The organism is Bradyrhizobium sp. 17 (assembly GCF_023073515.1).
Lineage (GTDB): Bacteria > Pseudomonadota > Alphaproteobacteria > Rhizobiales > Xanthobacteraceae > Bradyrhizobium > Bradyrhizobium canariense_D.
Window position 1 is genome coordinate 173,549 of the sequence record NZ_JADPJQ010000124.1, and the last position, 17,048, is coordinate 190,596.

Below are 17,048 nucleotides of genomic sequence, written 5' to 3' on the forward strand. Positions count from 1 at the left end.
GGACCCTCCATGAAATACGAGCTCTATTATTGGCCCGAGATCCAGGGCCGCGGTGAATATGTGCGGCTGGCGCTGGAGGAGGCGGGCGCGGCATACGTCGACGTGGCGCGTGGCCCACGCGGCACAGCCGCGATGATGAAGATGATGGACGCGCACAGGGGCACGCCGCCCTTTGCGCCGCCGTTCCTCAAAGCCGGCAAGCTCGTCATCGGCCAGACCGCGAACATCCTGCTCTATCTCGGCGCCCGCCACGCCCTCGCCCCGAAGTCGGAGGCGGGTCAACTCTGGGTGCATCAGCTCCAGCTGACGATCACCGATTTCGTGGTCGAGATTCACGACACCCATCACCCGCTCGGGCCCTCGCTCTACTACGAAGATCAGAAACCGCCGGCAAAGAAGCGCACCGCCGACTTCTGGGGCGAGCGCGTGCCGAAATATCTCGGCTATTTCGAAGAGCTTCTCGCGGACAATGGCGGCGCCTATGTCACCGGCCGCAAGCTGACCTATGTCGATCTCTCGCTGTTCCAGCTCGTCGCGGGACTACGCTATGCGTTTCCGAAGCGGATGAAGGCGTTCGAGACAGATATCCCAGGCCTCGTCGGCCTGCACGACCGCGTGTCGGCGCGCCCGAACATCAAGGCTTATCTCGAAAGCGAGCGCCGTATTCCCTTCAACGAGCAGGGCATCTTCCGCCGCTACCGCGAGTTGGATGGCTAGAGCGCCTGCGAACGCTTCGGGCGACGTCAGTCGATCGGAGGAAACGCTTTTCCGCAAATTGCAGACTGATGCGTGCGCTCACCACACGCCAGGCAGCAGGCGATAGCGCACGCGCGTCACATAGTCGGCATAGCCCGGCAGGCCCTCGCGCAGCGTACGCTCCTCGATGCGAATGCGGCCCGCAAACAAGACGAGGAATAGCGGCACCATCATAAGTCCCCACCATGAGCCCAGAAGCAACGGCACGCCGGCGAAGAACAGGATCATGCTGCTGTACATGGGATGACGTACATGGGCATAAGGCCCCGTCGAGATCACGCGCTGCGCGCGCTCGGCTTGCAGCTTCACCACGGGCGCCGCGAACGAGTTCTCGCGGAAAACGCAGAGGATGAACAGCGTCGAAAGCAGGAACAGGGCGAGGCCGAGCATCTGCAGCGCCCTCGGCATGTCGGAGGACAGCGTACGCCGGTCGAGCCCCATCGCCGCCAGCCAGACCAGCATCGCGACGACGAAGACGGTCATGAACACCTTGTCGGCAGCGGGCTGGTCTTTTTGCAGGACCGGCCGCAGGCGTTCGGCGAGCAGTGCGGGGTCGACCTGGTAAAGCCACCAGCCGCCGAGCGGGCCGAGCAGGGCGGAGGTCGCGAGGAACACCCAGGCCGAAGGCCAATGCAGGGTCCCGGCGGACGCGAACAGCAGCGCGCCCATGGCGGCGGTGGTGATCGTGCTCTGCAACAGGAGTCTTGCGATCATGCGCAGGTCTCAGGGTAGCCGCGCATGATATTGGTGCAGCTATCCGGCGAAGATGCGGCCGGACACGCGAAAAGCCCGATCGACCGGATCGGGCATTTCATCTTCGACGCGGCTGATCAGGCGAGCTGATCGATCCGCGTGCCCTGACCCGGCGGCAGCGGCGCGGGCGGCGGCGGCTTATAGGTCGGGTCGTTGTCCTTGGTCTTGATCTGATCGTCCTGCTGCTTGGTCGTGTCGTAGCTCGGCACCACGATCGCGATCGGCGGCGGCGAAACGGTAGAAACGCTCATCCACAAATCCTCACACATGGAAACAATTGACCCTGCGCCGCGAGGAGCGAAATTTCATTCAAGCCAATCGTTAAAATGCGAGGGATCCGGTGCGGTGGAGGAGGCCGCTTTCGTGTCGCCAAAAGCGCTGTTTCCGCGAGAGGACAGACCTCTCCTCGTCATTGCGAGCGCAGCGAAGCAATCCAGTCTGTCTCCGCGGAGGGATTCTGGATTGCTTCGCTACGCTCGCAATGACGGTCCGTAGTGGGCGGTGTGCTGTCAGGCGCACACCGCGCGGGGACCGCCTATTCGTCCTTGCCGCGCGTGATCGCGATGGACGCATCCGTCTTGGTGCGGGCGCATTCCATGTTGAGACGCCGGTAACGCATGCTGATCTTGTCGCCGCGCAAGAGCCCCATCCGCTTCAGGCAGCGTGTCGCGCCCGTCGTCGTATCGTCCTTGGTCACGGTGAAGACGATCGCCGCCATCGACCCCACCAGCGCAAAGAACTCAGGCTTGGGCTTGCGATCGCCCTTTGCATAGAGCTCGATCGAATATTTGTCGCCACGGCAGGCCACGGACAATTCCTTGGCCGCCGGATGAGTCAGGTAGACGACGTTGGCGGCGCGGAAATTCACCTTGAGGCGATCGACCTGGTTCGCCAGCTCCTTGGCGCTGTCATCGCAGCGGTCCGCGCGGGCGGGCGAGGCGATGGTCACAAGGCCGGTGATGGCGGCGGCGACCAGGATCGCGCCGCGGACGTGCAAGTTCAATGTCATGATGAAAAGCCCCTTAGCGGGCGCATTCAACCGTCGTCGCGCGCGTAGCGCAAGGGGTGCACCCAGGGTCTTCACCGGCATCATGAGAGCTTGGTGTCCGCCGACAGCCGCCGAAAATAGGTCACCGTGTCGCCGAATCGGGATGCCCCGACCGCACCAGAGCGCCTTCCCTTTGCAGCAAAAAAGCTTAGAACGCTTCTATGAAAGGGGCCCATGCGAGGGCTCCAGAACCCCGAGATTCCCGCCATGAACGCTCCTACCGCCTTTCCCGATCCCGCAAAGCCCGTTCCGCCCTACAAGCACACGCCGCTGTTTCCGCTGGGCAAGGACGAGACGCCTTACAAGAAGATCACGGCCGAGGGCGTCAGGGTCGAGAAGGTTTTGGGGAAGGACATGCTGGTGGTGTCCCGCGACGCGCTGCGGGCCCTGTCGGAAGCGGCCTTTGGCGACATCAACCACTATCTGCGACCGGGTCATCTGAAGCAGCTCCGCGCGATCCTGGAGGATGGCGAGGCGAGCCCGAACGACAAGTTCGTCGCGCTGGACTTCCTCAAGAACGCCAACATCGCTGCAGGCGGCGTGCTGCCGATGTGCCAGGACACCGGCACCGCGATCATCATGGGCAAGAAGGGTTGCAACGTCATCACCGATGGTGACGACGAGGCGGCACTGTCGGAAGGCGCGCGCGATGCTTACCTGCGCCGCAATCTGCGCTACTCGCAGGTCGCGCCGTTGTCGATGTACGAGGAGAAGAACACCGCCAACAACATGCCGGCGCAGTGCGAGATCTACGCCGAAGGCGATGACGCCTACAAGTTTATGTTCATGGCGAAGGGCGGCGGCTCCGCCAACAAGAGCTTCCTGTTCCAGGCGACGCCCTCGGTGCTGACCAAGGACCGGCTGCTCGCCTTCCTGAAGGAGAAGGTGTTGACGCTGGGCACCGCGGCGTGCCCGCCCTATCACCTCGCGATCGTGATCGGCGGCACCTCGGCCGAGCTCTGCATGAAGACGGTGAAGCTGGCGTCGGCTCGCTATCTCGATGCGCTGCCGACCCACGGCTCGCCCGACGGCAATGCGTTTCGCGATCTCGAGATGGAGCAGGAAATTCTGAAGATGACGCAGTCGCTCGGCGTCGGCGCGCAGTTCGGCGGAAAATATTTCTGCCACGACGTGCGCGTGATCCGCATGCCGCGTCATGGCGCCTCGCTCCCGATCGGGCTCGGCGTGTCCTGCTCGGCCGATCGCCAGGTGCTCGGCAAGATCACCAGGGACGGCGTCTATCTCGAAGAGCTCGAGCACAACCCGGCGCAGTATCTGCCTGAGGTCGAGCAGTCGCTCGGCGGCGAGGTCGTCAAGATCGACCTCAACCAGCCGATGAAGGATATCCTTGCCACGTTCTCGAAGTACCCGACCAAGACGCGGGTATCGATGACCGGCACCATGATCGTCGCGCGCGATTCCGCGCATGCCAAGCTGCGCGAGCGGCTGGACAAGGGCGAGCCGCTGCCGGACTATTTCAAGAACCATCCCGTCTATTACGCGGGCCCGGCCAAGACGCCCGAGGGCTACGCCTCCGGTGCGTTCGGCCCGACCACTGCGGGCCGTATGGATTCCTTTGTCGATCAGTTCCAGGCCGCCGGCGGCTCGATGGTGATGGTCGCCAAGGGCAACCGCGCGCCGGCCGTGCGAGAGGCCTGCAAGAAGTATGGCGGCTTCTATCTCGGCTCGATCGGCGGTGCCGCGGCGAATCTTGCCGAGCACTGCATCAAGAAGGTCGAGGTGCTCGAATATCCCGAGCTCGGCATGGAAGCGATTTGGCGCATCGAGGTCGTCGACTTCCCGGCGTTCATCATCATCGACGACAAGGGGAACGACTTCTTCAAGGAGTTGAATCTGGGCTGAGGCCGCGTTCCCCGGACGCTGCGCAGCATGAAATGATGCGCTGCTGATCCGGGGTCCCCGTGGCGGGCATGGGTCCCGGCTCTGCGATGCACCGCTTCGCGCTGCGTCGCGTCCGGGACACGAGACTTACTCGCTCAGCTACAATTCGTGACCTGGTTGGAGCACAGCCCGCGCCACCAGCCGCGGACGCCGTCCTGGCTCTCGACCAAGCCCCAGAGGCCGCTGCAGGCAAAGATGTGCTTCGGTCCGCCGTCGGTGTCGATCGCGCCGCCGAGTTCGCGCTGGGCGGGCATCCATTTCGCATCAACGAAGGGCGCCTGGAACAGACCGCCCATGCGTGTCGCGCCATTGGCGTAGGACGCGCCGACCTTGTTGGAGGCGACCCAGCCGCGTCCGGCATAGGGCTTTGGCGCGCTGCGCGGATATTTCTTGTCGTCCTCGTAGTCCTTGCCCGGCGGCTTGGCGCCTTCGATCAGAAACCAGCCGTTCTTGAAGCCGAGGATGCGGAATTCGGTGAGCCAGCCGCCATCGGGCGTGTTCTCGCTGCCGCCGAGCTTGAGCCGGTAGGGCGGCGGAAGCGTGCCGAGCACACGCGCCTTGATCGATGGTTCGGCACGCACGTTGAGGCCATCAGGATCCTTGTCGACGGACCAGGCGCCGAAATCGCAGGGCTCGGTACCGTCGGGAAGCGTCGAGCGCTTCGCGGCGAGATCGGCATGCAGCTTTGCGAAGTCGGTGTCGTCGGTGTCAGGATCGGGCCCGCTACGCGGTTTCAATGCGACCGAGACTGCGCGCGTCGCATCCGGCGTCAGCGCGACCACGAGAGTCTGGCGCGTGGCGAACACGCTTGCAGGTGACTTCGGATCGTTCGACGAGATCGGATAGACGGCGAGGTAGCCCGTCGACCCTTCGGTTCGATAGGCCGTGCCGGCGACATAGCCTGCCGGTAGCATGGCGAGCGCGCTTGCCCGCCACGCCGGTTCGGCGTCGTCCGCGCTAGCCGCTTGTGTCGCGACACACAGGATCGTCGCCGCGATGAGACCGAGCGCGCGCACGGTTGCCGCGCGGCTTAGGCGCGCGTGCCGGTGAACGGGAAGCTGCCCATCGGGCCGATGCCCATCTCACCGCTCATGCTGTCGCCGGAGACGGTTCCGATGAATTCGAGCGTCAAGGGCATCGGATTGGTGATCGAGACCTTCCAGTTGACGGCATCGCCGCTGACGGTGCCATCGAAAATCTCGGCTGTATCGCCTTCCGCGCCCTGCGTCCCCGTGAGCGTGCCGCCGGCAGCCGTCAGGCTCAGCGTCGCCTTGCGCTCGCCCATGGGGGTCGTCAGGGTCAGAGTCCAGTTGCCGTCGACGGCCATTCGCGTCTCCCAAGATCCCGGCGGACCGCGACGATCCGCGGGCCAGTCCCGGCCGAGCGTATAGCGCAACTCGCCGCTCGCGCCTAACGCTCCGTTGGAGGCATTTAGGCGCGGGCGGCGGCGCGTCGTCGGCTGGTGACGATGAGGCGAAGCACGACGTATTGCACGGCGAAGGCGAGGATCTTGGCGCCGCCCGCGACCACCGTGATGTAGAACGCCCACAGCTTCAGATCGCCTGTGGAGGCGACGGCGATCATGCCGGCGCCGATTACGAACATCAGCGCGGCCCAGGCATAACCTGCAGCCGTCACATATTCCGGAACGGTCTCGACGACGATCGGCGGCATGTAGCGCAGCATCCAGCCCCGCTTGAGCATGATGGCGCCGATCGCGAAATGCGCGATCGAGGGCTTTGCGAGCATGAAGCGGGGATCGTTGGTCAGCAGCGTGACCGTGCCGAGCACGACGACGAGCGCGACGCTCGCATAGGTCATGTAATTGAGCTGCTGCCCCTTGACGCGCGCGTAGATCACCTGCGCGATCGCTCCGGCAATCGCCACCGACGTTGCCAGGACGACGTTGTCGGTGATGATGTAGATGACCAGGAAGACGATGGCAGAGAAGAGGTCGGAGGCGAGGCGGGCGAATACGTCCTTCATCGTCGATCCTGTTCAGCGGGAGTTGGACATTGGGCTGGCCGGCGCACCGTACTTGATCTGCCGATATTCGGGATACCATTTTGTGAAATAGATCGCGCTGTTGCGGGCGGCGAAGGCGACCGCAAGGCTCGACCAGAGCGGCAGGCCGGGGACATAGAGCAGCACGAGATTGGCGGCCGCCATCAGCAGCGCAGCCGCGGTCCAAGCGCCCGTGATGACGTAATTGGCATAGAGAAAGCCGGGCATTGCCGCGGTCTCGGCCGGCACGGATTCGACCGCGTATTGCAGCGTGAAGGGACGCCGGACCAGCATCGAGCCGAGCGAGATGACGAAGATGCCGATGTCGACCGACAGCTTGACACCGAGCGTGCCAAGCGCCGGGTCGAACAGCGCGAGGTGGAGGCCGATTGCGGCGAATAGCAGCGCCGAGCCCATAGCCAGGATCTTCACCGAGCGACCGCGCACGACATCGATCGCCACGGTGGCCAGACAGGTTGCCGAGGCTACGAATACGCTGATCGTGGCAGACGTCATCAGCATCAGGAAAGTGAAGGCGCCGTAGGGCGCGAGGATCAGGAAAATCGCCATGGTTCGCCTCGGTCAGGCTTTATCTTTACGATGTAAAGATCAATATGTCAGGAGCGAGGCGGGGTCAAGTAGAATCTTTACAGTGTCAAAATGACGTAAGCGACTTCCAAAAATTGGATTGCTGCAACGGCTTGGTCAGCCATCTCATCAATGAAGCCGGCCCAGGACAGGTGCGGCAGCACAGGTAACGCGCAGGCGATCGAGAGGACGAAGGCAAGCAGGATACCGCCGTTGAAGACGGTTTGGCCGCTCCGCCGCGGCCGGATCATCGGGAGCGTGATCCCGGCGCAGATCAGGAACAGGATCAGGACAGCGAGGCGGTCCGCGGTGATCGAGGGCAGATGCATGGGAGACCTTTTGGTGACCTCAGCGATGTCGAGAGGAGGGCTAGCGCGCGCCGACCCAATTGCCGTGAAAACCGTCGGGCACGCGATGGCCGAGTTGCACCAGCGCGACGGGGCCGGCCTCGACATCCTTGGCATTGAACACGGCGAGGTCGCTGCGGTTCTCCCGCGCGCGCCAAACCACCGCCAGCAACCAGCCGTCGCCTTCCGCGGCATCCTTCGACCGCTCGACGAAGACCGGCTCGGAGATGGTGTCGCCGGCCGGCAGCAGATGATGGCCGAGGCGCGTTCCATTGCCATCGACATGGACGACGCCGGACAGCGCGCCGAACATCGGCAGCTTCGGATTGGCGCAGGCGTACCAGCCGTGACGGCTCTTCAATCCGGCGCGGCGGTCGTCGATGCGCGGGAATTCGCCGGTGAGATCGTCGAGATAGGTCTGCTGGAAGCGGTCGGTCTTCCCGGCAAGATCGAAGGTCCAGCGGCAGTGGCGAGCGAAGGATTTCTCGGGATTGGTGGGCGTGCCGTCGGGATGCGTAAATAGTGGTGCTTCCTCGAACTGCATGACGTCCGCGATGATGCGGTCACCGTCCTCCCACGCATTCATGACGTGGAAGACGTAGCAGGCTTCAGCACGAAACCAGACGATGTCCTTCGCGCTGCCCTTGCGCTTGATCACGCCGACATAGGCGCCCTTGTCCGGCTCCCAGGCATAGGGCGGCCGCCCGCTGATCGCGCGCTCCATGCTGCCGGTGATGGGCAGGATCGGAAACAGCACGTGGTTCTCGGTAACGATGAAGTCGTGCACCATGCTGGCATAGGGCGCCTCGAATCGTTCGAAGCGCGTCGCCTTGCCGGACGCGTCGATCGACCCGTAGGAGAGGGCAGGCGTCAGCGGTCCCGCGGCGTTGTAGCCGAAGAACACCAGCTCGCCGGTGACGGGATCGATCTTCGGGTGCGCGGTGAAGCTGCCGGCGACACGGCCCTGATAATTGTGATAGCCGCGGGTTTCGAGCGTGCCCGGCTCGATCTCGGTCGGCAGATGGGCTTCTTCCAGCGCAAGCAGCTTGCCGGCATGGAGGATGATGTTGGTGTTGGCGACGCCGCCGTCGGTGAGCTCTTGCGGCGCATCCGGCAGCTTGCGGCCGAAGCCCCCGAACAACGCGCGGCCGGCATCGTGCTCGGCCAGCCATTTCGGCGTGCGGATCCAGCGGTTGCGATAACTGGCGCGGCCGTTCTCGAGGTGAAAGGCGTGCAGCATGCCGTCGCCGACGAACCAGTGCGCGCCGGGCGAGTCGAACTGCGGATTGGGGCCGTTGCGATAGAGCGTGCCGTTCAGCTCGCGCGGCAATTCACCGATGATTTTCAGGAAGGGCGCGTCGGCCTCGAAGGGAATTGGACCGAGGTTGTGGCGGCGTTCGGCAACGGCGTCCTGCTTCACGGCGTATCCCTTCCTTATCTTTACATCGTAAAGATCAAATAGCCGTACGAGGGGTTTTGGTCAAGTGAAATCTTTACACTGTCAATATTGCGTCCTATAGCTGGCCCATGGGCAAGAGTGAGATCAGGACAGAAACCGCGCGCGGTGGGCGCATTTCGAAGAAGGCGAGCGCGCCGGCGCGTTCCGCGCGACGACCGGCGAGCGTCAAGTCCGAGGCGCCCTATCACCACGGCGCGCTGCGCGAGGCGCTGCTCCAGGCCGCCGAACGGGTGCTGGAGCGTGACGGGCTCGCCGGCCTGACATTGCGCGCGGTGGCGCGCGAGGCGGGCGTCTCGCATGCCGCGCCCACCCATCATTTCGGTGACCTCACCGGGCTTCTCAGCGAGCTCGCGGCGGTCGGCTTCCGCCAGTTCAATGCGGCGATGGCGTCGTCCTCTGACACCGCCACCACCCCGCTCGAGCACGCGCTGGCGCGGCCGAAAGCCTATGTTGCCTATGCCCAGGCTCATCCCGGCATGTACGGCATCATGTTCCGTACCGAGCGCCTCGACTATTCCAGGCCGTCGCTGCACGAGGCCGCCGAGGCGTCCTTTGCGGGACTCGCCAATGCCGTCGGCATGATGCGGCAGGAGCAGATCCGCGGCGACGCGCTGACGCTCAATCAGGGCGCTGCGATCGCGCGCGCCTGGTCGATGGTGCACGGTTTTACGATGCTGCTGCTCGATGGACGGCTGGAGGATATTCTGGGGCGTCTGCCCGAGGGCACGACTCCCGAACGCCTGCTCGAGGCCATGCTGATGTCGCCCGTGACGGGGAAGCCGCCGGGCCCCTGATCGATTGCCGGCGAGCGCCTAGCGCATCGTCGCGAGCTCGACCGCGCGGCCGCGTGCGCCTATGATCTTCACCTCGTCCTTGCCGCAGGTAAAGCTGCGGGCGGACTCGTCCGCGGCCTTGCGCGCGAGCTCATTGGCGTTCGGGTTGGCGATCGCGTCGACATAGGCGACGTGGCAGACGGGGCCGGGTGGCAGACGGGTCACGATGAGCATGGCCTTGGTGTTCGGCCGCCCCTGCTTGTCGGGATCGGTGCCATCGGCGATGTGCCAGCGCTGGATCATCGCAAACGGCTTGGCCCCAGCGGTGCGCCATTCGACGGTGGTTTCGGACGAGTTGAACGGAGCGAACCAGACTTTAGCCGCCGGTTCCTCGGCCGCGGCCTCGCGATTGCGGCCGACGGAGACGATTTCGCGAAGATCGTCTTCGGCGATCAGGACCACGAGGCCATCCTTGCCCTTGCAGACCCGCGTGGTGCTGCCGTCGAGCTCGCTGGGCTTTCCGATCTGGCGGCAATCCTTCGGGGCCGTCGAGGTATATTGGCTGCCCACGGATCGGGCGTCGGCGCGGTCGCGACCACTGCACATCAGCAACATGGCCAAGAGCAATATGGCTAAGCCTGCGGTGGTGATGCGGAACATGACGACGCCTTTGATCGAGTGGGAACTCCGTACCATCAGACGTCTTGATTGTGGGCAAGGTTCAAACGGGGTCAACAGACACCTGACAGCGGCGCGGAATCGTTCTAGAAGAGCGGCTTCGCTTGGGCTCTTTCAGCCTCGTTCGCGTCCTCGTTTTTCGTGATCATGCCAGCCACCTCGTCCAACAAACCTTATCGCGTCGGCCGCTCGAAAACCGGGCTCGGCCTCTTCGCCACCAAGCCGATCAAGAAGGGCACCCGGATCATCCGTTATTACGGACCGATCCTGGACTCCCGGATTCCCGAGCACGACGACATCGAGAACAAATACCTGTTCGAGCTCAACGGTCGCTGGACCATTGACGGCTCCGTGCGCAAGAACCTCGCGCGCTACATCAACCATTCGTGCAGGCCCAACGCCGAATCCGACGTGCGGCCGCGCGAGCGCAAGGTTTTCATCCGCGCCATCAAGAACATCGAGCCGGGCGACGAGATCAATTACGACTACGGCACCGATTATTTCAAAGCCTACCTGAAGCCGATCGGCTGCAAGTGCGAATCTTGCGAGAAGAAGCGCAAGAAGCTGCGCGCCGAGGCGCGGGCCGAACGGGCCAAGGTGAAGGCGCGCACGGAGCGCAAGGCCGAGAAGGCGAGCGTGAAGTCCGCCAAAAAGAAGAAGCTTAATGGTCATGCCGTCGGCAAGGCGAAGGGCCGCGCGCGGGCCTAGCCTGAGTTCGAGCTTCTGGCATAACTGTCATGCCCCGCGAAAGCGGGGCATTTAGTACGCCGCAGCTCCGTCTGCGACGACTACCTCTGGAATACTGGGTCGCCCGGTCAAGCCGGGCAACGACAGCGAGTGATGTGGCCTCAGGCAGCCAGCACACTCCCGCTCCTGCGCAATCCCACATATTGCAGTTCGGCAAACACGCCGGTCGCGATCGCCTGCGCCACGACCATGAGCTCGCCGGCAAGGTTCGGCGACACCGCGCCCGAGAGCAGCAGCGCAATGCTGCCGACGGTCCAGGCCGCGTTGCCGACCACGACCAGCAGCACGAGCGGCTTTGCCACGCAGGCGCGTGAGGCGAGCCAGCCGACCAGCGCCGTGTAGGCTATCAGGAACAGGCCGGTCTCGCGTAGCAGCGCTTCGGGTAGGTTGAACAGCGAGGCGAACGCGCTGGCGCCGAACGTGAAACCGAGAGCGGCCACGCCGCTGAAGATCGCGTCGGCAAGAAGCGCGCGGCGAAGGAAGGTGGATGCGTCGATCATCGTGGGTCTCCATGGTTGGGGTGGGCTCGAGGTGAAACTCAGTGCAATCCACGCCACCAGGCGCGGAGCAGGCGGGCGAGGCGGAACGGGCAGAGGCTCCTGCCGACGCTGTGCTCGAAGGCCGTGACCTGCGCGACGACGTAGTCGCCGGTCGAATGCACCAGCGGCTCCGGCATGTTGAGGCTGCGCGCCAGCATCCGGGTTGCGAGCGCCATGGCCCAGGGAACTAGCTGGTCTGTGACGGTCCGGTAGAGCAGCAATGCGATCATGGTCGTCTCCTGTTGCGACCCAAGATGCGCCGGCCCGAGCCCCAATTCGATTACCTCCGACGTAATGGAAGGGCCGAAATCTGCGTGCTAGGTTTTCGACCATGAACGCACATGCATCCACCGCACAGGCCGAACGCAGCCAGCCGGTCCATATCGGCGACCATTTGCGCGAATGGCGGCAGCGCCGCCGCATGAGCCAGCTCGATCTCGCCGGTGAGGCCGAAATCTCGGCGCGGCATTTGAGCTTCGTCGAGACCGGCCGCGCCGCGCCCTCGCGCGACATGGTGCTCAGACTCGCCGAGCGTCTCGACGTGCCACTGCGCGAACGCAACGTGCTGCTGGTCGCCGCCGGCTATGCCCCGGCCTTTCCGCAACGCACGCTGGAGGATCCCGCCTTGAAATCAGCCCGCCAGGCGATCGACCTCGTCCTCAGGGCGCATGAGCCGAATCCGGCGCTGGCCTATGACCGGCACTGGAATCTGGTCTCCGCCAACCGCATGCTGGCGCCGCTGCTCGCCGGCATCCCGCAGCGGCTGCTCGGTCAGCCCTTCAACGTGCTGAGGCTTGCCTTCCATCCCGAGGCGCTGGCGCCGCGCACGGTCAATCTCGCGGAATGGTGCGGACATCTCCTGGAGCGGCTGCACCGGCAATGCGAGGCCACGGCCGATCCCGAGCTGATCAAACTGTATAACGACTTGAAGAGTTATCCGATCCCGGCGCGCGCGGCGCCGCTGTCGAGCGACAATGTCGCGATCCCCTTCAAGCTGCGCCACGAGGGGGAGATACTAAGTTTCTTCTCCACCACCATGGTATTCGGTACGCCCGTCGACATCACGCTGTCGGAGCTGGCTCTGGAAACCTTCTTCCCGGCCGACGAGCGCACTGCCGAGCGGCTCCGACAAATGGCAGCAGCGATGAGCTAGCGGCCTTGCCTCGGCATGGGTTCGGCTTATCTTTGGCCACAAACCCGCAACGCCCGAAGGAGGCGCTCATGAGCACCCTAAAACCGCTTCAGATCGACGTCGTTTCCGACGTGGTGTGCCCCTGGTGCTATATCGGCAAGCACCGGATCGAGAGTGCGCTGGCGCTGGTGCCCGATGTTCCGGTCAAGCTCAATTTCCGTCCCTTCTTCCTCAATCCCTGGGTGCCGTCCGAGGGCATCAGCCGGGAGGAGTATCTCACCAAGAAGTTCGGCTCGGTCGAGGCCTACAAGGGTATTGCGGGACGCGTCGTTGCGGCCGCGGGCGAAGAGGGGCTCGCCTATCGGCCCGAGCTTGTCGCGCGTCAGCCCAACACCACCGACTGCCACCGCCTGATCCTCTGGGCCGAGGCGATCGGTAAGACGCCCGAGATGAAGCAGCGCCTGATGGAGCTCTACTTCCGCGACGGCGGCGACCTCACCGATTTGAACGTGCTTGTGCAGGCGGCTGCCGATGTCGGCCTCGATGCCGATGACGTGCGCCGGCGCCTCGCCACCGACGAGGACGTCGCGCGCGTATCGGCGGACGCGCAAGAAGCCGCTGAGAAAGGCATCTCCGGCGTGCCGACCTACGTGTTCGCGCAAAAATACGCCGTCTCCGGCGCGCAGGATCCCAACATGCTCGCGCGCGCCATCCGCGAGGTCTCGGCGGAGATCAACGCCCAGGCGGCGGAGTAGGAGCTATCCTATTTACGAAGCAGGCGAACTGCGCGACGCGCCGCCGCGTAGGCGATGCCGTGCGCCGCGAGCGCTCCGTGAACGAGCGCCACGATGGGGTCGTTCCGCCGCAACGTTATCAGCACGTCGCCGACGGCGAAGCGCCCACGCCAGATCGGGTTGATCATGGGGTGATCGGCGCTCGCCGTGGAATCCGCGCTGGCGATGGCTGGATCGGCGCAGAGGCGGCGGGTGAGCTCGAGTGTAAGCTGCACGCCCGGCGAATATCTTGCGAAGCGCTCGTCGATGCCGAGCTTGAAGAAGAAAGCGCGATCCTGATGTCGCAGCACGATGCCGGCGGCCACCGGCGTCGCGCCGGCGCGAAGGGTGACGATCTCGCATTGCGCGGTTTCCGCCAGCGCGCGAGCGGCGCGGCGGATGAAGGTTGCATCGCCCGCGTGCTGGACCAGCGCGGTTCCGCGCTTCCCCTTCCAGCCGCTGGCTTCGAGCTGCAAAAATGTCTCGAGCGCCGGCCCGATCTCGTCGGGGCTGCGCGCGACGTCGAACACGATTGCGCCGTGTTCTTCGAGGCGATGCCGTTGGCGGCGTAGCTCCTTGAGCTTTTTGGTGCCGAGCGCGTCGCGTAGCAGCGTCTCACCGTCCTGGGTCGCGTCGAGGCTGGCGCGGATGTAGGAGTTGAGGAGGCGCGGCTTCAGGCCGTCGCGATTCAGAACCTGGCTGAGGGCGGTCATTGCCGCCCCATCGAGCGCGACATCGTTCAGCACGAGCGCATGCGCCCCGGTTGCGCGGGCCTGCTGCAACAGGCGCGCCGCTGCCTCGATCGGGGCATCGCGGTCGATCAGCGGGCTGCACAGCGTACCATAGGGATGCGCGCTCACCAGCGCGGGCAGGGGGATCTTCCATGCCCGCCAGAGCGAGATCACCGGCATCAGCCCGATCAGCCGCGATCCATCGTATGCGGAAAGCGCCGAGGCATCGGTGCGGCCGCGCGCGGTTGCACTGACAGCGAGCTCCCAGCCCGGCAGGTAATATCCGTTCGGCTCGATCGCGCGCTGCGCGAGTGCGCGCCACTGGCCGGGTTCAATCGCCGTGAGCGGGACGCGCGCGCGCGCCGTCGCGGCATGCTTTGCCGATGCCGGATTGATCGCAGCCTGGTGCGCGATATCGACCACGTCCCGTCGTCCCCGTTCAGGAGGCCATGCTTAGCGCAAAGATTGGAAAATACAGTTGGGACACCGCTTCAATTCGAGTGGTAATATTAACGTCTCGTTGAGCATCCGGCCGCGAGCCGGCCGGATGCGCCGATGGACGCCAGAATTGCTCTCGAGCCGGAGGATCATCATGGTCGCCACACCATTTACGCCGATTGCGTCGCTCCTTGGGGGCGCGTTGATCGGCCTGTCCGCCGTGCTGCTGATGTGGACGACGGGACGGATCGCCGGGGTCAGCGGTATCGCGGCGCGGCTGTTTCCGCCTTACGAGGATCGGCAATTCGCCGGCCGGCTCGCCTTCGTCGCGGGCCTTATCGTCGCGCCCGTTCTGGTGCGCCTTGTCACGGGAGGCCTGCCGGCGCAAACGATCGGCGCCGGAACGCCGCTTCTGATCGTCGCGGGATTGCTCACCGGCTTCGGCGCGGTGTGGGGCAGCGGCTGCACCTCTGGCCACGGCGTCTGTGGCTTGTCGCGGTTGTCGGTGCGATCGCTAGTCGCGACCATGACGTTCATGGCGGCGGGCATGGCGACCGTCTTCGTGATGCGGCACTGGAGCTGACCGCGATGACGATCCTCATTCAGTTCGCGATCGGTGTGGTCTTTGGCCTTGGTCTCATCGTCTCAGGCATGTCGAACCCTGCAAAGGTCCTGAATTTCCTGAACATTGGCGGCATCCCGGCAGGAACGTGGGACGCGAGCCTGGCCTTGGTGATGGCTGGCGCGGTCGCGGTGACCTTCATTGGCTTCAGCCGCGTCTTGAAACTCGCAAGGCCTGTCTTCGCCGACCGCTTCTATGTCCCAACGCGAAACGATATCGATCCGAGAATTATCGCCGGTCCCGCCATCTTCGGTATCGGCTGGGGCCTCGTAGGCTTTTGTCCAGGCCCGGCATTGACCGCGCTCGGATTTGGCTCGGCCTCCGCCTTCATCTTCGTCGTCGCGATGTGTGCCGGCATGGTGCTCGCCCGCTTCATCGCGCAGCTCCCGTCGGCAACGCGTATTGTCACGCCGGGAAAACCGCTCGAGATCTGACATGGACAGGACCGGGCGAGTTATCTCGTCCGGTCCTGCATTTCATGGCTTCATCGACTACCAGCGATCGCCGACACCAACGCCAACACTGACGCCGGGTGCGCGGATGCCGACGCCGCCGCGCGGACCATCGTCCCAGTCGCGATAGGTGCGGCGCTCATAGTAGCGGTCACGCGGCATCGTCGCGTAGGAGTCGCGCACGATCACACGCGAGCCGCCGCGGGTGCGATAGCAATTGCCGGAATCGTCGCAGACCAGCCGCACTTGCTGGACGAGATCGGGGCCGGTGTATTCGCTGGTCGTATAGACGTCGGCGGCCTTCGCGCCGCCCACCGCTGCCAAGGCTCCGACGCCAGCCAGCAACGCAATCGTGAATGTCCTCATCATGTCCTCCTCGAAACTGCCCTCGGCGGTAACAAGAAGGGGAGGCCATGATCGTTCCGGCAAAATTACAGGTTTTTCCCGGAACCGGATCGGACGTCGGCTTGATCCGTTTCCTAGATCGGCTCGTAGCTTTCCGATCCGCAGATGTCGTCCGCTTCGGCGCGGCGGCGATCGACCACCTTTCCGCCTGATATGGTCACGATGTAGGTCTGTGGCCCGAGCGGCGATCCGGTCGCCGAGGTGAGCTGGGCGCGGACGCAAGCTGTCCAGCCTGGTCCTCGTACCTCACGATGGGGTGTGGCGACATGCACCTCACGCGGATAGGACGTGCTGAGGAAGACGACTTCGATCTGCTCGCGCACGACGCGTTTGACGTCGGGGGGCGATTCGGGCGGCGGCTGCTCGGCCTCCTTCATGCGCATGAACTCGGGCACCGGTGCGCGGCTGTCGGCAAACCCGCAGGCCCCGAGCGCGAGCGCGCTGGCCAGCAGCGCGGCATGAGCAATAATCCGTAACATCCGTGAAGGTCCCCTGCGGGCCAAAACATAGGCACGAATGCGATCCGACGAAGACCCGGCCGATCAAAATTTGCTGAAGCCAAGATTTCCTAAAGCCCTGGAGCCCGCGGCATTGGCTATTCCATGATTGCCGGCTAGTTTGTACCCCAGACGAGGGGGATTGCGCCCATGAGGATTTTGGTCATAGCGGCCGCCGTGCTGGCGCTGGCGGTTGCCTCCGCGCAGGCGCAGATGGGTGGTGGCAGGCGTCAGCCTAACGAGGGCGGCCAGAAGGCGGACAACAAGCCCAAGGTCGACGAGAAGGCCTACAAGGCCGCACTCGAGCGCATTCCCGAGTCCAAGGAGAAGTACGATCCGTGGAGCGGGGCGCGTCCGCCCGAACCTGGCAAGAAGCCGAAATAGGTGAGGCGGCCCTTGGCGAC

Annotated in this window: 24 protein-coding genes; 9 read left to right on the top strand and 15 right to left on the bottom strand. The window is 64.5% G+C overall.

The window, feature by feature from the left end; translation table 11 throughout:
• Positions 1-9 precede the first annotated feature (9 nt).
• Positions 10-717 (top strand): glutathione S-transferase, encoded by a 708-nt coding sequence (locus IVB13_RS30870; RefSeq protein WP_247297224.1) that lies wholly within the window; start codon positions 10-12, stop codon positions 715-717.
• 78 nt (positions 718-795) lie between these two features.
• On the opposite strand, the gene IVB13_RS30875 is transcribed toward IVB13_RS30870, so the two are convergent.
• The 3 genes from IVB13_RS30875 to IVB13_RS30885 all read right to left on the bottom strand — a co-directional run bounded on the left by IVB13_RS30875 (position 796) and on the right by IVB13_RS30885 (position 2,518).
• Positions 796-1,470 (bottom strand): isoprenylcysteine carboxylmethyltransferase family protein, encoded by a 675-nt coding sequence (locus IVB13_RS30875; RefSeq protein ID WP_247297225.1) that lies wholly within the window; start codon positions 1,468-1,470, stop codon positions 796-798.
• A gap of 116 nt (positions 1,471-1,586) precedes the next feature.
• Positions 1,587-1,760, bottom strand: a complete 174-nt coding sequence (locus IVB13_RS30880) for a hypothetical protein (RefSeq protein ID WP_007612258.1) — start codon at positions 1,758-1,760, stop codon at positions 1,587-1,589.
• Between the two features lie 284 nt (positions 1,761-2,044).
• Positions 2,045-2,518 (bottom strand): hypothetical protein, encoded by a 474-nt coding sequence (locus tag IVB13_RS30885; RefSeq protein WP_026233168.1) that lies wholly within the window; start codon positions 2,516-2,518, stop codon positions 2,045-2,047.
• Between the two features lie 246 nt (positions 2,519-2,764).
• Between IVB13_RS30885 and IVB13_RS30890 the strand changes: the two genes are divergently transcribed.
• On the top strand, positions 2,765-4,420 hold the full coding sequence (locus tag IVB13_RS30890; RefSeq protein WP_247491148.1) for a fumarate hydratase: 1,656 nt from the start codon (positions 2,765-2,767) through the stop codon (positions 4,418-4,420).
• Positions 4,421-4,554: 134 nt separating this feature from the next.
• On the opposite strand, the gene IVB13_RS30895 is transcribed toward IVB13_RS30890, so the two are convergent.
• The 6 genes from IVB13_RS30895 to IVB13_RS30920 all read right to left on the bottom strand — a co-directional run bounded on the left by IVB13_RS30895 (position 4,555) and on the right by IVB13_RS30920 (position 8,818).
• Positions 4,555-5,475 (bottom strand): SH3 domain-containing protein, encoded by a 921-nt coding sequence (locus IVB13_RS30895; RefSeq protein WP_247397361.1) that lies wholly within the window; start codon positions 5,473-5,475, stop codon positions 4,555-4,557.
• Between the two features lie 14 nt (positions 5,476-5,489).
• Complete coding sequence (locus IVB13_RS30900) at positions 5,490-5,786, bottom strand: hypothetical protein (RefSeq protein WP_007602176.1); 297 nt, start codon at positions 5,784-5,786, stop codon at positions 5,490-5,492.
• A gap of 104 nt (positions 5,787-5,890) precedes the next feature.
• Entirely contained in the window at positions 5,891-6,445 is a 555-nt protein-coding gene (locus IVB13_RS30905) for a septation protein IspZ (RefSeq protein WP_085349396.1), read from the bottom strand.
• Positions 6,446-6,457: 12 nt separating this feature from the next.
• Positions 6,458-7,033: a hypothetical protein gene (locus IVB13_RS30910; protein WP_247397359.1), complete on the bottom strand. Its 576-nt coding sequence runs from the start codon at positions 7,031-7,033 to the stop codon at positions 6,458-6,460.
• 77 nt (positions 7,034-7,110) lie between these two features.
• On the bottom strand, positions 7,111-7,380 hold the full coding sequence (locus tag IVB13_RS30915) for a hypothetical protein (protein ID WP_247397356.1): 270 nt from the start codon (positions 7,378-7,380) through the stop codon (positions 7,111-7,113).
• Positions 7,381-7,420: 40 nt separating this feature from the next.
• Positions 7,421-8,818 (bottom strand): carotenoid oxygenase family protein, encoded by a 1,398-nt coding sequence (locus IVB13_RS30920; protein WP_247397353.1) that lies wholly within the window; start codon positions 8,816-8,818, stop codon positions 7,421-7,423.
• A gap of 107 nt (positions 8,819-8,925) precedes the next feature.
• On the opposite strand from IVB13_RS30920, the gene IVB13_RS30925 reads away from it, so the two are divergent.
• Positions 8,926-9,651, top strand: a complete 726-nt coding sequence (locus IVB13_RS30925; protein ID WP_085349392.1) for a TetR-like C-terminal domain-containing protein — start codon at positions 8,926-8,928, stop codon at positions 9,649-9,651.
• An 18-nt stretch (positions 9,652-9,669) separates the two neighbouring features.
• Here IVB13_RS30925 and IVB13_RS30930 read toward each other — a convergent pair whose 3' ends face one another.
• Positions 9,670-10,290 (bottom strand): hypothetical protein, encoded by a 621-nt coding sequence (locus IVB13_RS30930; RefSeq protein WP_247491402.1) that lies wholly within the window; start codon positions 10,288-10,290, stop codon positions 9,670-9,672.
• Between the two features lie 165 nt (positions 10,291-10,455).
• Between IVB13_RS30930 and IVB13_RS30935 the strand changes: the two genes are divergently transcribed.
• A complete protein-coding gene (locus IVB13_RS30935) occupies positions 10,456-11,016 on the top strand; it encodes an SET domain-containing protein (protein ID WP_247491151.1) in 561 nt (186 codons plus the stop codon).
• 140 nt (positions 11,017-11,156) lie between these two features.
• Here the strand turns inward: IVB13_RS30935 and IVB13_RS30940 are convergent, their stop codons facing one another.
• Both IVB13_RS30940 and IVB13_RS30945 read right to left on the bottom strand, forming a co-directional pair.
• Positions 11,157-11,555, bottom strand: coding sequence for a hypothetical protein (locus IVB13_RS30940; RefSeq protein WP_247491153.1), 399 nt, complete (start codon positions 11,553-11,555; stop codon positions 11,157-11,159).
• Positions 11,556-11,593: 38 nt separating this feature from the next.
• Entirely contained in the window at positions 11,594-11,824 is a 231-nt protein-coding gene (locus IVB13_RS30945) for a hypothetical protein (protein WP_026233166.1), read from the bottom strand.
• Positions 11,825-11,925: 101 nt separating this feature from the next.
• On the opposite strand from IVB13_RS30945, the gene IVB13_RS30950 reads away from it, so the two are divergent.
• Positions 11,926-12,747, top strand: a complete 822-nt coding sequence (locus IVB13_RS30950; protein WP_247491155.1) for a helix-turn-helix transcriptional regulator — start codon at positions 11,926-11,928, stop codon at positions 12,745-12,747.
• A gap of 68 nt (positions 12,748-12,815) precedes the next feature.
• Positions 12,816-13,481 (top strand): DsbA family oxidoreductase, encoded by a 666-nt coding sequence (locus tag IVB13_RS30955; RefSeq protein ID WP_247491157.1) that lies wholly within the window; start codon positions 12,816-12,818, stop codon positions 13,479-13,481.
• 8 nt (positions 13,482-13,489) lie between these two features.
• Here the strand turns inward: IVB13_RS30955 and IVB13_RS30960 are convergent, their stop codons facing one another.
• A complete protein-coding gene (locus tag IVB13_RS30960; protein ID WP_247491159.1) occupies positions 13,490-14,653 on the bottom strand; it encodes a GNAT family N-acetyltransferase in 1,164 nt (387 codons plus the stop codon).
• Between the two features lie 169 nt (positions 14,654-14,822).
• On the opposite strand from IVB13_RS30960, the gene IVB13_RS30965 reads away from it, so the two are divergent.
• Together IVB13_RS30965 and IVB13_RS30970 are read left to right on the top strand one after the other, a co-directional pair.
• A complete protein-coding gene (locus tag IVB13_RS30965) occupies positions 14,823-15,251 on the top strand; it encodes a YeeE/YedE family protein (protein WP_247491161.1) in 429 nt (142 codons plus the stop codon).
• A 5-nt stretch (positions 15,252-15,256) separates the two neighbouring features.
• Positions 15,257-15,724 carry a DUF6691 family protein gene (locus tag IVB13_RS30970; RefSeq protein ID WP_247491163.1) on the top strand — a complete coding sequence of 156 codons (468 nt, stop codon included), beginning with the start codon at positions 15,257-15,259 and terminating at the stop codon, positions 15,722-15,724.
• Positions 15,725-15,781: 57 nt separating this feature from the next.
• Here IVB13_RS30970 and IVB13_RS30975 read toward each other — a convergent pair whose 3' ends face one another.
• Both IVB13_RS30975 and IVB13_RS30980 read right to left on the bottom strand, forming a co-directional pair.
• On the bottom strand, positions 15,782-16,111 hold the full coding sequence (locus IVB13_RS30975; protein WP_247491165.1) for a hypothetical protein: 330 nt from the start codon (positions 16,109-16,111) through the stop codon (positions 15,782-15,784).
• 110 nt (positions 16,112-16,221) lie between these two features.
• Positions 16,222-16,626, bottom strand: coding sequence for a hypothetical protein (locus IVB13_RS30980; RefSeq protein ID WP_018456386.1), 405 nt, complete (start codon positions 16,624-16,626; stop codon positions 16,222-16,224).
• Between the two features lie 168 nt (positions 16,627-16,794).
• Here IVB13_RS30980 and IVB13_RS30985 point away from each other — a divergent pair, with 168 nt between their 5' ends.
• Positions 16,795-17,028, top strand: a complete 234-nt coding sequence (locus tag IVB13_RS30985; protein WP_018456385.1) for a hypothetical protein — start codon at positions 16,795-16,797, stop codon at positions 17,026-17,028.
• The last annotated feature ends 20 nt before the right edge of the window (positions 17,029-17,048 follow it).

What these genes read in the sequence shown, in the direction of transcription:
- IVB13_RS30870 (WP_247297224.1), top strand. Translation starts at nt 10, where the DNA reads ATGAAATACGAGCTCTATTATTGGCCCGAGATCCAGGGCCGCGGTGAA.
- IVB13_RS30875 (WP_247297225.1), bottom strand. Translation starts at nt 1,470, where the DNA reads ATGATCGCAAGACTCCTGTTGCAGAGCACGATCACCACCGCCGCCATG.
- IVB13_RS30880 (WP_007612258.1), bottom strand. Translation starts at nt 1,760, where the DNA reads ATGAGCGTTTCTACCGTTTCGCCGCCGCCGATCGCGATCGTGGTGCCG.
- IVB13_RS30885 (WP_026233168.1), bottom strand. Translation starts at nt 2,518, where the DNA reads ATGACATTGAACTTGCACGTCCGCGGCGCGATCCTGGTCGCCGCCGCC.
- IVB13_RS30890 (WP_247491148.1), top strand. Translation starts at nt 2,765, where the DNA reads ATGAACGCTCCTACCGCCTTTCCCGATCCCGCAAAGCCCGTTCCGCCC.
- IVB13_RS30900 (WP_007602176.1), bottom strand. Translation starts at nt 5,786, where the DNA reads ATGGCCGTCGACGGCAACTGGACTCTGACCCTGACGACCCCCATGGGC.
- IVB13_RS30905 (WP_085349396.1), bottom strand. Translation starts at nt 6,445, where the DNA reads ATGAAGGACGTATTCGCCCGCCTCGCCTCCGACCTCTTCTCTGCCATC.
- IVB13_RS30910 (WP_247397359.1), bottom strand. Translation starts at nt 7,033, where the DNA reads ATGGCGATTTTCCTGATCCTCGCGCCCTACGGCGCCTTCACTTTCCTG.
- IVB13_RS30915 (WP_247397356.1), bottom strand. Translation starts at nt 7,380, where the DNA reads ATGCATCTGCCCTCGATCACCGCGGACCGCCTCGCTGTCCTGATCCTG.
- IVB13_RS30925 (WP_085349392.1), top strand. Translation starts at nt 8,926, where the DNA reads ATGGGCAAGAGTGAGATCAGGACAGAAACCGCGCGCGGTGGGCGCATT.
- IVB13_RS30930 (WP_247491402.1), bottom strand. Translation starts at nt 10,290, where the DNA reads ATGTTCCGCATCACCACCGCAGGCTTAGCCATATTGCTCTTGGCCATG.
- IVB13_RS30935 (WP_247491151.1), top strand. Translation starts at nt 10,456, where the DNA reads ATGCCAGCCACCTCGTCCAACAAACCTTATCGCGTCGGCCGCTCGAAA.
- IVB13_RS30940 (WP_247491153.1), bottom strand. Translation starts at nt 11,555, where the DNA reads ATGATCGACGCATCCACCTTCCTTCGCCGCGCGCTTCTTGCCGACGCG.
- IVB13_RS30945 (WP_026233166.1), bottom strand. Translation starts at nt 11,824, where the DNA reads ATGATCGCATTGCTGCTCTACCGGACCGTCACAGACCAGCTAGTTCCC.
- IVB13_RS30950 (WP_247491155.1), top strand. Translation starts at nt 11,926, where the DNA reads ATGAACGCACATGCATCCACCGCACAGGCCGAACGCAGCCAGCCGGTC.
- IVB13_RS30955 (WP_247491157.1), top strand. Translation starts at nt 12,816, where the DNA reads ATGAGCACCCTAAAACCGCTTCAGATCGACGTCGTTTCCGACGTGGTG.
- IVB13_RS30965 (WP_247491161.1), top strand. Translation starts at nt 14,823, where the DNA reads ATGGTCGCCACACCATTTACGCCGATTGCGTCGCTCCTTGGGGGCGCG.
- IVB13_RS30970 (WP_247491163.1), top strand. Translation starts at nt 15,257, where the DNA reads ATGACGATCCTCATTCAGTTCGCGATCGGTGTGGTCTTTGGCCTTGGT.
- IVB13_RS30975 (WP_247491165.1), bottom strand. Translation starts at nt 16,111, where the DNA reads ATGATGAGGACATTCACGATTGCGTTGCTGGCTGGCGTCGGAGCCTTG.
- IVB13_RS30980 (WP_018456386.1), bottom strand. Translation starts at nt 16,626, where the DNA reads ATGTTACGGATTATTGCTCATGCCGCGCTGCTGGCCAGCGCGCTCGCG.
- IVB13_RS30985 (WP_018456385.1), top strand. Translation starts at nt 16,795, where the DNA reads ATGAGGATTTTGGTCATAGCGGCCGCCGTGCTGGCGCTGGCGGTTGCC.